13 protein-coding genes are annotated in these 15,052 nt (G+C 41.0%); all 13 read right to left on the reverse strand.

Annotated elements, in window-relative coordinates; genetic code table 11:
* Window positions 1–2: 2 nt before the first annotated feature.
* The 13 genes from tssG to ACWPW6_RS12895 all read right to left on the reverse strand — a co-directional run bounded on the left by tssG (window position 3) and on the right by ACWPW6_RS12895 (window position 15,041).
* The gene (tssG, locus tag ACWPW6_RS12835) at window positions 3–1,085 is read right to left on the reverse strand and encodes a type VI secretion system baseplate subunit TssG (RefSeq protein ID WP_249999094.1); all 1,083 of its coding nucleotides are present in this window, start codon (window positions 1,083–1,085) and stop codon (window positions 3–5) included.
* Window positions 1,049–2,818: a type VI secretion system baseplate subunit TssF gene (tssF, locus tag ACWPW6_RS12840; protein WP_154624969.1), complete on the reverse strand. Its 1,770-nt coding sequence runs from the start codon at window positions 2,816–2,818 to the stop codon at window positions 1,049–1,051. Before tssF ends, tssG begins: the two co-directional genes overlap by 37 nt.
* A 72-nt stretch (window positions 2,819–2,890) precedes the next feature.
* Window positions 2,891–6,274, reverse strand: a complete 3,384-nt coding sequence (locus ACWPW6_RS12845) for an ImcF-related family protein (protein ID WP_249999096.1) — start codon at window positions 6,272–6,274, stop codon at window positions 2,891–2,893.
* Complete coding sequence (locus tag ACWPW6_RS12850; protein ID WP_249999098.1) at window positions 6,267–7,490, reverse strand: hypothetical protein; 1,224 nt, start codon at window positions 7,488–7,490, stop codon at window positions 6,267–6,269. The genes ACWPW6_RS12845 and ACWPW6_RS12850 overlap by 8 nt, the downstream gene beginning before the upstream one ends.
* A gap of 1 nt (window position 7,491) precedes the next feature.
* Window positions 7,492–7,755 (reverse strand): PAAR domain-containing protein, encoded by a 264-nt coding sequence (locus ACWPW6_RS12855; RefSeq protein ID WP_006662537.1) that lies wholly within the window; start codon window positions 7,753–7,755, stop codon window positions 7,492–7,494.
* Window positions 7,756–7,897: 142 nt separating this feature from the next.
* Entirely contained in the window at window positions 7,898–8,557 is a 660-nt protein-coding gene (locus ACWPW6_RS12860; RefSeq protein WP_249999100.1) for a hypothetical protein, read from the reverse strand.
* A gap of 15 nt (window positions 8,558–8,572) precedes the next feature.
* Entirely contained in the window at window positions 8,573–9,127 is a 555-nt protein-coding gene (locus ACWPW6_RS12865) for a hypothetical protein (RefSeq protein ID WP_249999102.1), read from the reverse strand.
* Between the two features lie 284 nt (window positions 9,128–9,411).
* Window positions 9,412–9,774, reverse strand: a complete 363-nt coding sequence (locus tag ACWPW6_RS12870) for a hypothetical protein (RefSeq protein WP_249999103.1) — start codon at window positions 9,772–9,774, stop codon at window positions 9,412–9,414.
* A 60-nt stretch (window positions 9,775–9,834) separates the two neighbouring features.
* Window positions 9,835–10,170: a hypothetical protein gene (locus ACWPW6_RS12875; protein ID WP_249999105.1), complete on the reverse strand. Its 336-nt coding sequence runs from the start codon at window positions 10,168–10,170 to the stop codon at window positions 9,835–9,837.
* Window positions 10,171–10,819: 649 nt separating this feature from the next.
* Window positions 10,820–11,263, reverse strand: coding sequence for a hypothetical protein (locus ACWPW6_RS12880; RefSeq protein ID WP_249999107.1), 444 nt, complete (start codon window positions 11,261–11,263; stop codon window positions 10,820–10,822).
* 60 nt (window positions 11,264–11,323) lie between these two features.
* Window positions 11,324–11,686, reverse strand: coding sequence for a DUF4087 domain-containing protein (locus tag ACWPW6_RS12885; protein ID WP_249999108.1), 363 nt, complete (start codon window positions 11,684–11,686; stop codon window positions 11,324–11,326).
* A complete protein-coding gene (locus tag ACWPW6_RS12890) occupies window positions 11,683–14,466 on the reverse strand; it encodes a glycoside hydrolase family 19 protein (RefSeq protein WP_249999110.1) in 2,784 nt (927 codons plus the stop codon). The genes ACWPW6_RS12885 and ACWPW6_RS12890 overlap by 4 nt, the downstream gene beginning before the upstream one ends.
* Before the next feature lie 11 nt (window positions 14,467–14,477).
* The gene (locus tag ACWPW6_RS12895) at window positions 14,478–15,041 is read right to left on the reverse strand and encodes a DUF3828 domain-containing protein (RefSeq protein WP_196714073.1); all 564 of its coding nucleotides are present in this window, start codon (window positions 15,039–15,041) and stop codon (window positions 14,478–14,480) included.
* Between the last annotated feature and the right edge of the window lie 11 nt (window positions 15,042–15,052).

Consider the following 15,052-nt stretch of genomic DNA (forward strand, 5'->3'; position numbering starts at 1 on the left):
GCTTATTCAAAACGATAATCCCCTCGCTCGGCTTCAGGTCGCCCTGCATGCTCAATACCGTGATAACGCCCTAAATTCACGGTCAGAAATTGCCGGTTATCACTGAGCTTGCCCCCTTTTAGCCCTAATAACCCTGTTCGTCCCAATTGAATACGCGACGTTTTTTGTAAACGCGGCTCGGGAAGCACTCTCACGGGAACTGTTAGTTTTAAGCGCGCATCGCTGCGGTACCCCAAATACACGCGTAATAGCACTAAAAGGTCGGCATGCAAATGTCCGCCCGGCAACCAGCCTTGTGCCTCTTGGGGGTGGTGTGTGGTGAGGGAGATTAGAATTCGGCTTGTGGTGTCGCGGGCGGTTTTACCCAGTGTCGCCCGCGTTGCCAATGAAACACGTTGATGGCGGGCTAACCCCGTTCGTTCGTCGACGGGGACTTTAACGACATCGTATTCATTAATGACCGCCTGAGTATTCGGTGCCAGCAAAGAGACCAATGCTTTGACCCCTTCGCTGTTGCGTGTGGGTAATCGCATGGTGCTCAGCAAGGCTAAAAAGCGTGATATTGGCGTGGCGATCCTCTCCGCACTGCCGGGGATCCCCAAGCCAATCAATCCCAATAGACATTGAGAAGTGGCATCCGTGCCTCCGGCTTCAAAGGTCGCGGGATACGCATATTTGCGCCAGATACGGTAATACTGAGTGGTGATACGGTGATTAAAAATATCCAGAAATTCCGTTAAGGCTTCCGTCCCCTCCACACCTTGTGCGATATCATCGAGATAACTGGTCGGTAACGGTGAATCGACACCGTACAACCCTAAAAAGTTGGTGCGAACCGTTAATGGGAGTTCGAGGTTGTTCGGGTTTTGTTCCACCGTGCGAAGTTCACCCGCCGGAAATCCCATACCCGGCCAAGGACGAAACCGTAGTGGATCATCTTTAATGTCGTTAGTGGTGCCGAGTAGTGGCGATTGCGGTGCGGCTTTTTCCAGTAATTGGCAAAAACGGTAGAAATTCGCACGCCAAATCGTCGGCTCAATGTGTTTTATCAGCCGGGTACGTGTTGACTGTGATTCTCTTTCCATCTCAGGCGCTTTCCTGTGGGTTGAATAACAAGGGTTAATTGGTTAAACAGGTGGATATCCGCATACAGCGAAAAAAAGCGCTGAAGCATTTCGCCAAATAAATTGATATCCCCCTCACCTGCGAAGTTATTGCCGTTTAGCGTGATTTCAATATCGACCCCGCGCATCATGTAGCCTTGTTCGAAACGGCGTATCAACGTGTGTTTCACCCCGACAATGGCTTCCAGTCGGCGACGATTCATTTCATCATCGGTCCAATCATATAGGGCCAAAGTGCCGCGAAGCACTTCCGGGTTATCCATCATACTTAAAAAGTTAGATCCCAGATGGCTCATCACTCGCCAGTGAAAACGGTCGTTCGCTGGCGGATATAACGGAATGGTCGGTGCGGTAAGATTGCGGACTGTCACTGGCACTTTACCCGCTTTTAATACGCTATCTAGCACTGTGCTTTCAAGGGCTTTACGGGGGAGTTGCCCATTGGTGCCAGTTAAACGAATGGATAATAGCTCAGGCTTTTCGGCAAGCTGAGCCAGTTCAAATTCTTTACCGCCTAAAATCAGCCACGTATCGTAAAGACCGGAGGGCCCACGTTTAATGCGGGTATGAAAATAGCGTTCAGGGGCATCATGGCGCATCATGCCCCCACGATGACGAAAACTGCTAAATGGCACGTATTTCGGTTTACCATTTTTAATTGAACCGTGAATGCTGTCTACGCTGTAAATTTCGGTATGGCCGTCTTGTAATCGCAGGGGACGAAGCAGGTATTCATTCTCCAGTGGATTGACGGTTAACGGATCACCTTCCAACGGAAAAAGATTGATGACCGGCGCACAATGCAACCGGAAGTTCTCCGTTTCAAAAGGTAAATCTGCGGACCAGGTTTCATTGAGCACGATATCAATTTCAAACCAGGTCGTCGTTTCCGTAAACTTGGCTTTCTCTAATCCCTGTAACGCCAAAAACATAAATTTATGGCGAAAACTAAAGTATTCCAGCAACAGCTGATACCCACTAAAGGCCGTATCCCCTTTCGGCCATAAATGGTCGTCATCGGTAAACCCCATCGGTTTAAACCAACCGTCAAAGGGAATACGTTCTTCGCCTGTTTCTGCATGGCGAAGGTACATGCCATGCACTTGGCGCGTCATCGCAAGGTGTAATGCGGAACTGATCGGCGCATCTGCACTGAGAAAAATCGGTAGGCTATCAAGGTAAGTCTTCGACCAATCCACTTTTTCAGGGCAGGCAAAGCGTAAGCAAATGGTGGAACGCCCATTTGGTTCGGTCTGTAACTTGGCGTTGGCAATGGAAAGTGGGCGTAATAACACATCTTGCGTGGTGCGGTACTGGCAACGCGTGCGCTGGGCGCTGATGGGTCTTGAAATCACGCCAAACCCCGCAGGTAGGCATTCAGCTTGGCGTAAATGTTGCCACTCTGGCGCAAATTCAACAATAGACAGTGATGGGATGGTGCGCAAATAATGGGGCCACAGTAAGCTCACCAGTCCTTCTGTCAGCTCAGGCAGGTCATCATCCAGTTTTTCCCGTAAGCGCCCCATCAAAAAGGCAAACCCCTCAAATAAACGTTCGACATACGGGTCGTTCGCACCGGGTTTATCTAAGTTGAGCATCGCCGCTCTATCAGGGTGTGCATTGGCAAATTCTTTACCCGCTTCTTTCAGGTAACGTAATTCAGCTTCGTAATAGCGTAGCGTCAAATCATCCATTTTAGGACTTCCTAAAACCTATTAAAAAATGAAAATAGCGGAGGCTCTTGACCGAGCCTCTCATCAATTAAGTCAACGTGGGTCAACAAGGTCACCCACAACATCGGAGGTATTCAGAAAGATATTATTAGGCAAGCGGAACTGCTGGAGTTTTAACAAGGCCAGTGGACCACTGTCGAGTTCACTGCGTAAAATAAATCGTAATGTTTCGCCCCCTTTCGTGCGCCACACCAACTGATAACGGCTACTGTCGAGTTGTGTAACTTCGGCTTGCTCTAATAAGCGTATCAATCCCCAATTACCTTGATAGTTTGCGTAGATTTGCATTCCCGAACGCACACTTTGCCAATTGAGCGTCACGCCCGGATAATAGCTTTCCCCCGGCCAGATAAAACTTTTCCAACTTTCCATTTGGTTGAAGTAATCCAGTTTTTGACCATCAAGAACCAGCTGAACTTGAGCGACACCTTTGGACGGTCTCGCCATCAATTCAAATCGAATATTGGCATCACCTTGTGCAAACACAATGTCAGCGATATCCGCCAACTGATTAATGGCTTTGAGGAATTCCGGGTTGATGGTTAAGCCTTGGCTCATCGACGGGTCTACCACCCAGCGATTGCCTTCTTTATGGACAATGCCCCCCAGATTGCTTTTGATGAATTGATCTATTCTCCCTGAATCACTACGTAAGAATTGGGCAAGTAACGGTAATGACGCATCACTCCCTGTCGCGTTGAACGGATAACGCCCTGCAAAAGCTTTGTTCCATTGTGCCACGATGGTGGTTTGCCAGCGGGTATTAAGGTTATCCGCAGCTGGCGATAAGATTTGTCGCCACGCTTGTTCTAACGGCTGCACAAACAGAGACTGCCCAAAGCTGTTCCATTCTTGCCCTAAACTGGCTGCCACTAAGTTGCTGTAATCCAAGGTGTCAGTTAAATCGATAGTTTTACCTTGAAAAACCGTTTGCGCTAACATTTTTGCCATCGCTTGCGGATCTGACGCATTACTCACTTGCTGTAATTTCAGACGGACTTGGGTGACACGAGCCAGCCACGATTGGAAACTGAGATTGCCATTTTTCCCGGTACCATCCTTACCGTCCATCATCTCCAGGATCGGACCAAATACGTCATCCAGCGGGCCTTTAGGCGCTTGGTTTTGTTCAATAAATTGCTTAACGTGCTTTTTCTTGTCTAGCAATTTCACCGCAGAATCCACAATATTATCGGCAAGCGCCTCGGTTTTTTGCCCCGTCTTACCTTGCCACGCTAAGGTGTTCATTAACGCCACCAGTGGGGATTGGCGTACATCAGCTAACACATTCAGCTGCGCAATCACTTCCGATAACGAATCCGCTTGGTGCCATTGAATGCTGTTGATCATATTGAGCCAACTGTTACCGAAGTCCACGAAATAGCGCTCTGTGAGTCGGGCTTTTAAAGCTTCGGGTGAGACCTCGTTATCCACCGCTTGGGTCTTATCGGTTAATACCCAGTCGATTTCATTACGGCGTTTATTGACGACCTCATCAATGGCGGCTTTGACTTGCTCTTCCCACGCCTGCCGGGTAAACACGCCAGGGACTATTTCATCAGTGCTAAATAACAGTTGTGCATCGGTATCACCCACCATGTCCATTAAGGTTAAATCGGGCCAATTGCTGGCAACTTGTTTTAAGACTTCTTGATACAGACCCGCTTCCGCATTTTGTTGACCGATTTGTTTTAACAAAATCTTACGCGTGGTGTTTACCAAGGTCATGTCGGGTTTGAGAGACAGTTCAGAATGCTTAGGAAGATTGTCTGCCCAGAACTGAAATAGCGATGGGGCGAGATGTTGCCATTCCCCTTTCGAAACGCCACTACGTTCAGGCCAAATCGTCAAGAGATTTTGTGTGAGCCAAGTGGTATCAACGTGGTCGGTTGAAGCTAACATCAGATAGAGTTTCAAGGCGTTGTAGGCTAGCTGTGTATTTTGTTCCCGTGCACTGCTCGCTGGCGGTAATGCGACATACGCCGCTAATTGCATTTTTAGCTCATCCATCGTCGCGGCTTTCATTAACGCTTGATGATTTTGTGTATATAGCGGCCAGAGCCTTGCTGAAGTTTGGCTGTCTTGATTTAACCCAAAACGGGTGTACCACGGTGCCCCATGCGTTTTACGGTATTGCAGACGGGCAATGTCTTCTTGAAGCACATACTGATTTTTCAAACGCTCCCCGAGTGGAACTTGTTTATCTGCGGCAATGCGAGCGGTTTCTTCTGCATGCCGAATAGCGGTTTGGTTCACGATGAATGACGTGATTGCGCCTGCACACCACAACAATAATAAGGTGAGGATGGTAACCTGAGCGGCTTGCCTTGCATTCCAACCTAATTTTTTGGCTTTGAGGCCGGATGCGGTATTGAAGAAGGTTTGCCAGACGGATGAACTCCCAAGCGCATTACTCTGGCGGTGAGGAAAGCGTTGCTCCGCGCTGAGGATCACCCCTTGAACCTGTAATGAAGCATGCCCTGCCATGATGTGTTGGAGTAATGCTCCCAATTGAGATTGGAGTTGTTTTTGTAACTGCTCACTGATACGCAATAGCCAACTCTGCTGAGGTGATTGCAATAGCACTTCCATGCCCGCGTCCCGCAAAGGTGTGACTAAGTCAGTTAAATCTGCGACGGCCTGTTCAGGTGTTGCCCTTGACTGAAAAACAGCACCAATGGGCGATGATGTGCCACTTTCTTCCTTCCATAGCGACTTTTCAATTAACCATAACCAAACGGGCACACGCCAACCCAGCGATGAAGACAGCTGTTGATGGCGGCGTAAAACATTATCTCGCTCAACCTGCGTAGGCAGAGATGGTAAGTCAAACACAAGAACACAACCATCTAATGGACGCGTTGGACTCACCGCTTGGATTGAGGAAAGGTATTGATCCGGTAAAACTTGCTCCGGAGCCCCGCCGTAAAATAACACCACGCCATCCTGTTCTTGCCAACCTTCTTGCTTTAATCCAGGGGTCGCGAATTCAATCTCCGCATCTTGCCCTTGAACCAACAATAATTTGACCTTGCGTCGCCAAAAGCGCCCATAGCGTAATCGAAGGTGAACTTGTATCGTATTGGCATCAATGACCGCCTCACCCTGCTCGTCATCGAATCCAATCACGGAGGCATTTTTTGATAATTGCTGTTGCTTATTTTTACCCCATTGAACATACAGCCCGGATTTTCCAGAGAGCGTAAACAGCTTTTCGGTGATCCAGCCCAATAGCAGAACGAATACAGCGACCAAACAACTCACGGTTAAAATGCGATCACCCTCATAAGGGCCTAATCCGAGGGATGACGCCATCGATTCAGGAAAAGCGTAAAATAAGAAAGCCACAATGATAATTAAAAAAATCAACACGACGGCGGTGGCACCCATCAATGTTTTTACTTTCACCTTAGACATGTCTTGTGCTTTCCTTATTATTGTCTGTTTGGCGTGAAATCACCGTTATCCAAATTTCGTTATCTTCGAGCTTAGGTTGAACTGCTATCAGCTGGGCAGCAGAAGCATTGTCTTGGTTCAAACTGGCCTCGGCTAAGGCCGTGGCTATCCAAGGCGCCGTTTTTCCTGTATTCCCTAGAACCGGGTCAATCATTTTATTGGCCTTGCTCATGCTAAATTGCAACTGGTTGTGTTCGCAGGCTTTGCTCCAGTCCCCCTCTTCGTCTACTGACTGCCCTGCAACCCATGCCGCAGAGATCGTTTCAGGGGGGACATTTCCCCATAACATGGATTGAGATAAACCTTGAGACAGATTGTCATGGTGACTTTTTTCTGGGCGATGAAAGCGAATGGTACAAGGGATATCGCGGATTAGTCGATTGCTCAGGAGAAGACTGCCAATGGCCTCACCATTATCTTCCTCGGGCTTTGAGTGATAGCCGATAGACACGACAAGAAACAGTGAAGGAACATCCCAGCGGGTATCTAACCATGCATCGATGGCCTCTAGTCCTTGCCCCGATATAAGACGAAAAACGTGTGAGCTTTGTTTTTTTAAGGTTTCCAACAAGATTGGCTCAGTTAGTGGCTGTAACGCACTATCGATTTCCAATACGCAGTAACAAGGGATATCATCGGGGATTTTTTGTAATATCGGTTGAATTTTTACTGCGATGTTATTGATACAGTCGGTGAGCATCAACATCGAGTCTGGCTGGTCAAACGCCGCTAAAGGCGCATAACGAACAAGCTGATTGCTTGAACGAGAAGGTTGTAACGCCACAAAGGGAACCGATTTGTTGATCGCTTCAAGGCTGCGATTTGCACCTTGCCCCGCAGGCGTTTCAATATAAGCATCCAATAAATAGGCGAATCGCTGACCGCGTTTGATTTCAGATTGGATCAGTGTTTCGCGTTCGTCATTCCACGTGCTTGCAGCCACCTGTTGCATTTTATACGCCATCCGCCGCGCACCGAAGGCTAAACCCCAACCACAAATAGGTAATCCCACGGCAGTAAACCAAAAAATTAATCCCGTTCTGTCTTTTGTCCAAAACCATAAGGTCAGCGCAAAACCCATAAATACGATAATCAATAACGCCACTAACCAGCGGCGTGTATTAGGACGAGGCACTTTCGCGGCAGCAGGCGGAATGGTGTTAAGCCAAACAGGCATGTCAGCCTACCTTGGCAGGAGAAAAGGAGCTGATTAAGGTGCAGCCGCAACCGCATTTATGCCCCTGAAAAGCAACAGGTATCCCGTTATCGAGGTAGTTAGGATTGCCTTCAATGATGGTCGTGGGACCATGACCTTTTTTTGGGCAAGAAACCTGATCGCCTTTGCGTGCCACCCCAATGCCCCCGAATTTCATGGTGTCAGAGCCCGTTAGCACGGTGCCACCGTGGGTGGTTTTATCCCCTTTACGAATAATTTGTTGCATGGTTTAGTCCTTAAAGATCTGACTGAATTATTTAATAACGAAGTATGTATTCACTATATTTATTTCATATGATTTTAAACAATGCTTTACTGAGCCTTATTAATATCGATGCCATTATGGATAATACTGATTTTTCTTTGCATTAATATTTAGGCAGTTTTTCCAAGGGATGCCAAACATCGTTGTAGAATAATGGGCTTTTGACAAAATATTTACCATTAGCTCTTTTAATGGTAAATTGTGGTGGGTTTTCGTCACACTCATCCTCATTATTTTTATTGTAAATCAATTCAATTTCATTTTTATTGTGCTGAATGTCATAATTTCCATCACACCGAAAAAGTTCATGCCAAGATGATATGGATAATTTTGCCGTTCTATTGTCAATAAAATTGAACGTCCAATTAATAAAAGATGTGTTACCATCATTTAATTTTTCACCTGTATATTCATATGAGTACGCACCGTGGATATATTGACTCTCAACGTTAATTGGTTGATAACCATTAACACCTAATTCATCTTCTTTATATAATTGGGTATCTGATTTTGATATTTTAAAATTAAATAGAGTCACCGATATATTAGGATTTCCAGCACACGATTTATTTCTGTTTTCAGTTCTGACTTTTATGTAATAAAAATAATCATCTTCTTGATACATTTGATAGGAAACACAGGCTTCCTGTGCTGGTAGTTCATTTTTTATGTACTGATAAGCTACAGATATTGCTTTATTTTCATCGCTATAAGCATAAAAAGAATAAAGTAAAAAAACAAAAATTAATATTTTATTTCTCATGTTAATTTATATCAATCAGAAGTTAATCTGATTCCACTGTAAGGTTAAATAAGTAACACCTATAATCGTATCTTTTTCTATTGTAAAAATAAGAGACTTTTCAAAATAATTATAAGTTATTGTTGTGCTACCTGAACGTTGCTCGATGATACCGCAATGACCATACATTTCTAATACATCATTAAAATGGCCACCAATACCAACCCCTCTAGAGGTAAACTGATTCGGTGTAGTAAAATTCATTTGAGTGATTGTTTCTTCATCAATATTATAAACATCACTATTCAATGCAGATAAGTAGATAACAATCTGATTATTATACTTATAATCTAAAGCAAATGATGTTACTCCATCATCATTTTGCCCAATATCGAATAGTAATGGTTCCTGCCCTGTTATTGATAATACATTACTCTTTACTTTACTGGTTGGCTCATTCAGTTTAAAAATTAAATTATGAACATTGACCGTAAAGTCGTTTTCATTGACGCAAGATATTAATTCTGTTTTTGACAAATTTTCATTCTTGATAAACCCACTTGTCACTTTTGAATTTTTATCTAAATACACAGCATAACTAAACTCTTTACCTTTTTCTAAAACGACTAGACTATCTTTAAATATAACAAAATCATTTCGACGATATTCATTACTTGGTGCGTTATAAAAATAAGCTCTACTTGGTGAAACGATTTTAGCTAGTTCTCTGTGATTAGAAGCTGTAGGGGTACTAAGTACATAGTCACAACTTTGCTGGGCATAAGCTAAAGTAGGCCATAGGAGTACAATACCAATAACTAAATTTTTCGCCTTGGAATTAATGATTAATTTATAGATATATAGGATAAAACTTGTTACTTATTTTCATCAGCAGGCCCTATCCCTGTTCCTGTTGGTACTAATTGACTTGATGTAATCCAACCTACAATAATTTCACCGTCCTTGTTTAAATACATTATGAAAGTGAAATCGCGATATACAGCATAAGCATTTACTAAATCATTTTTGATTAAAAACACATTCCGTTCTTTACAATTGATATTTGGTGAGGTATATAAATAGCTCCGCCCTTCACTGATAACCTTATAACCTGATTGAGACGAGTCGATTAAATCCCTTTCTTTATCCGATATTACCTTGAATTTTTGGCAGATATCTTTTGCTACTGAAAGATTAAAAGAAGTTAAAATTAATATCGATAATAATATTACTTTCATAATTAAGATATCTAACCTGGCTTGCGTTTTATATGCTCGCGTCCCATTCATTTAGATTAATTAAATAATAATCTCACTTAAGCTTAACTGGTCTGTTTGTATAGAGAAATACGGTTTATCAGGGTAGCTTTCAAATATAATGATCTGTACTTTATTCGATTGGTCAAGGCAAAAACTGAGTTTCATATCAAAATATGGGTAGAACCGGCAATCATTCTCAGGATTTAATTTACTTTTTACTCCATATTTTGCAGTGGCTGCACTCCAATCATCGCCAACTTTTACACCACATGCTGTTGCATATTTGTCATCAACAAATATAATTCCAGAGACATATGTGTCGTTAAATCCTAATCTTTTCTCAATAATTTCATTTACTTGAGATATTATTATCATTTCATTTAGGATGGTTAATGTCCAGGATACGAACCCATAATTAAAACCATGGTTTTCAGGCTCAGGAAGTTTTAATCTTGATTGTTTGACCCATGTATTTAGCTCTGGAGTTGCTTTTCCGAGTAAATAGACATTTTGTCCATTTATCTTCCATGAAAAATCCGAGTACGTAAGCCCATTTTGTTCAACATTATCGGAAACAATATCTTCACTCCGTACCCATCCATCAACAACCGCACCCTTTTTATTTATATAATTTATAAACGAAAAACCATTTTCCTCTCTATATTTGAGTAATTTATCGTTATTTATTAAAAAGGTACTTGTCTTACATTCATTTTTTGGTAAAGAAAAAAATATACTCGACCATTTGATTGTACCTTTTCAGCGATTGGTTCCTGATTTGTATTGTAAGGATACTCTGAGATACTTTATGTACAACTTATTGTGGCTAGAGAATTTAATTTGAATAAAGATAGCGATAATAAAACTATTATTTTGATTTTATTCATTAGCTCCTCCTTTGTAAAAATTTAACTTTCATCAATAGTTATCATATAACCTTTTTATTATCGTAAACTTTGGTGATGGTATATGGCATTATTCATCAAGATTATTCGACTTTTTCTTTATTGCTCTGTAATATTAATTAATCTATGCAACCTAGAGCACTTCCTTTATCACACTCAAGAACATTTAATAATTTATCTAATTTATCGACATGTATTTTATTGCAATCATAATTATATTCTTTATTAACATTCAAGTCTGTCACTTGTAACCCACCATTATATTGACCATCTTCGTAATTTTTATATATTGCGTAACCCATATTATTATTTGAGTAAGTAACCCTGTAATACTCAGTATTATACCTAGAATAATAATTATATGAGAAGCCCTTACTCTCCAATAATTTAGAAGACTGCTCAATAAAAATAGAATCGTTATTTTTCATTGTTAACTTTAAATTTTCACCAACTAACGCCAAGTTAATTGAGCCATTTTCAGTCGCACATTGAAAGAATATTTTATTATTTGAGAAAGCACTTAAAGGCAGCAACATCATAAGAAACATTTTTTTAAATTTCATGACTATTATCACTTAGTTTTCTACTAAGTCAGTAATATCAAAGCCTAATCACCATTAAGTTTAATTGATAAAATGTTGTATTTTTTTATCATCACGGCATTGTTTGATTTTAAGCAGATCAAAAGAATATATCTTTATAATTGTTTTTGATTTATTATCAACCTCTACAGATAAACAGGCACACCTGACACCATAGTTACCGTTAGTGTAAATTATTTCTGAAGGGTCAATAGAATTATCAATAATTTTTTCAATTCCTTCCGATTCATACCCTCCTTGCTGAGATATACTCCACTCAGCATCACGATCGATAAGCCAAAGATTTCCTGGTGTAGGATTATCTAACCAGCCACAACGAATTTCTTGCCCATGTACAGAAAATTGTATAAATAGAAGGAGACATATAAAATAATTTTTTTTCATGATAATAAGCCATTATTTAGTTTTTCCAAGTAATCCTTTGCAAAGCCTTTTATTTGATCTGCTTGATCTAATCCATTGATACACTTTCTTGCATTATAAAAATCAGTTTTAGACTCATTAATATAATCGGTTATTTTCTTACCTGTAAATTCACCATATTTAAAACCATCAATTAAAATAAACAATGAATACTCTGGATTTAATGCTAAATCTGGTTCATTAACCATGTCGATATTTAGTTTTTGTGAGTATTTCTCATAATTGTATTTCCATGTTATCTGTACATAACCTCTACCATAATATGGGTAATACCTGAATTTTTTCTTTCTATATTCATCACTAACTGTTCTTCCTCCGTAATTTCCTTCTCGTACAGGCTGAAATGCATCCCCCGTCTCTCTTTTTACAGTTGCTAAAATGTATGCTATTTGTGTGTTTAAAGAAATTCCCTGATTTTTACACTCACTAATAATTGCATGGATCGTGCCTTCTTTAGTTGAAAAATCATACTTTTTACTATGGAATGAATCCAAAAACACTAACGGATGCATATGCCACACTTCAGGACCTAATTTTTCTTTAGTTACATCCTGCATCCAAACCATACTATCAAGAAACTCTTCGCTGTAAGAGCGCCATAATGGTGCTTCTTCACTGAGGATATTTAAAAATTTTTGCCAAACACTATCACTTTTCTTGTAATACCAATCACTAGGGTGTTTGACTATGGTTTTATTGACAATATGGGAAAACATCGGGTTATGAAAAGCGCGGCGGTATTCCTCGGGTGAGTAAGTTTCTTGTTTATCCGATTTAATCTTATTAATTAACCGCTGATAATTATGGGCAATAATCCCCTTTTGCGGCACAGAGGAACCCGTGATTTCGGCTTTAATACTTTCATAAACTGAGCTGATAAATTCGACTTGGGGTTGCACATAGCCATTTAAGTGATCGAATCTATCCACATTTGAAACTAATGCGTTAAATCCTAGCTCTGCAAGGTCGTATTGGGAAAGAAATTTTGAATATTGGGCGATATTTTCTTTAATAAGTTGGTCTTGATGCCCCATAGCCCCGAGTTCATTTGTTTTTTTGCCTAATGCTCCGAAAGCCGACTCTTGTGCTTTTTGTTTCTCAATTTCATTGAGTTCATTTAACGTTAATTTCGGTATTGCCCCTAAATATTCTGGTAATAAATAAAACTCATTATTATCTTTGCCTTTTTCTGTTTTTAACTCACTCAGTTTAAATATTTTTTCCCACTCAACCACGCGCTCTGTTTTTATAAAATCATCACCTTGCTTATTCCATAACATTAAGCCGGGTAAACATTTTAAATATTGGGGCTTATCGTGCCCGACCTTCTCTGGATTTTGCAAAAATTGAGGCAAATTGTCATCGGTACTAAAGCACTCTATATGTACCTGATAACGCGAATCAATCCCTTGTTCTTTCGGCGCTTGATAGAAGCCCATATGACCGATACTCTCACCCGCCTTAATGGCTATTGATGTCGTTAAACTGACCACCTTATCAAATTGCATCATCTCTTTTGATGGGCTGACTAGCTGTTTCCACCAACTCGGCTCTCTCTCAGGCAAAATGTTATTGTTATCCACCAATGTCCAACATTGCTCTCCGACATTTAATTTTGATGTACCAGCTAGCTTTTCAATCGTCACCAAACCATAAAGTCGCCCATTAGCCGCCTTAAGTTGACGTTGGTTATCATTTTTATCCCAAGAAACAACAGAGCCTTTTGGTAGCGCGTCTAGTTTGTTTTGGTCTTTATAAGCATTCGTGGCTGCAACCACTTTCCATTCCGGTGAGTAGGTCGGCAGTTTATCTTGCGTAATCCATGTAGGATTGGCTTGATAGGCGGAATACGGTGCCAGGTGCATATAGAGGGTATAAATGTACAGTCCGCTCTTTTGTGTTTCACCGGGTTGGATATAGTGGCGCACCAATACAAACGAACCGGATAAATTTAAGCTGCCGTTTTTCCAACCTAAGGGCTGATAATCTTGATTCATTCTATAGGCAACGATTTCTCCATCCGCCATACAGCGGATGGCTTGCTGCCCTTTATAAGGAATGGGGAAACTCGCCTTTTCGGTGATGGCATTGCCACTTAAGGCACACCAAGGCGTAGTCGCATTGGTAATATGGATACCGCTATGCCACATTCCATTACGACCCAACAAGTAGTTTCCTGTCGATTCCCCGCTTACATGCGCCATGATTTCATCAAGGTTTGAGAATTCTTGACCCCGTTCATTCTTAGGGATGGGATACACAATTTTTATTAGTTTGGCGCCTGTTTTTTCGTCTTTCTTTTCTTCTTCGGGTTGATTTCCGGTGTAACGATATAATACAAAAGGTGTTTTTGCAGTTCGGTATGCTTTTCCTGGATAGATCCCATATGCCTGTTTAAAATCAGAAACCCATGACTGACCATTATACATTGCAATGTGTCCATCTTCATGTTTACCGGGTATTCGTTCTATAACAACAACATCACCAACTGTTTGTCCGGAAATCGAATATATTCCATCACTGATTACTAGCTCTGCATTTTCAATTGGTTTAAAGCCTTGTTCTACAAGTGAGGGACCATAATCACAGGCTGAAGCCAATAACCCAGATCTTGGCGCTGGTATTCTTATTTTTATACCTCCAGCTTCAATGGCTTCACGTACAAATGTTGCACAACGACTGATACTACCTGATTTTGCTTTATTATTTAAATGAGTGACAGCTGTCTCAATATTCCACATAATCCTTTCCCTTAAATTTTTGTCACTTGATTGATTTTCCAGTTACTTCCCTGCTTAATTAAAATAATCTGTAAATTTAATATTGGATCTGTACCATCACCTAAAATCAAATCTATTTTCGAATGAGTCGCAGTTTGTTCATTTTTTAATATCACAATATTTTTTTCCCAAGAGGGATAATTATCCTGTGATTTTATAAAATAATTAACATCAGTCTCAATCCAAGCCCCTCCCCCCCAGTCACAAGCAATATTTCCACTATTTATTTTACATTTTTGTTCTTTTTTACAGATTTTTTCCAACTCTTTTTCATCTACATCTGAGTCATAATTGCATATTGATGAGTGGTACAACTTTAATGTTAATTCAGGGGTTACATAGCGCTCTATTAAACTTTCTTCATTTATATTTTTGAGATAACCTTCATAAAAATTTTCAACAACTTTTTCTGGTGGTAATATAGGCAATGAATTTTGCATAGAAGTTGCTCTTTCATTATTGATAGCTTCATTAGCTGAACTTACTATAGGCCATAAAGCTATGATAAAAATGAAAGTACGGACTAACTTTGCCATTTTAATATCCT

The sequence above is a fragment of the Providencia sp. Marseille-Q8014 genome, from assembly GCF_965112055.1.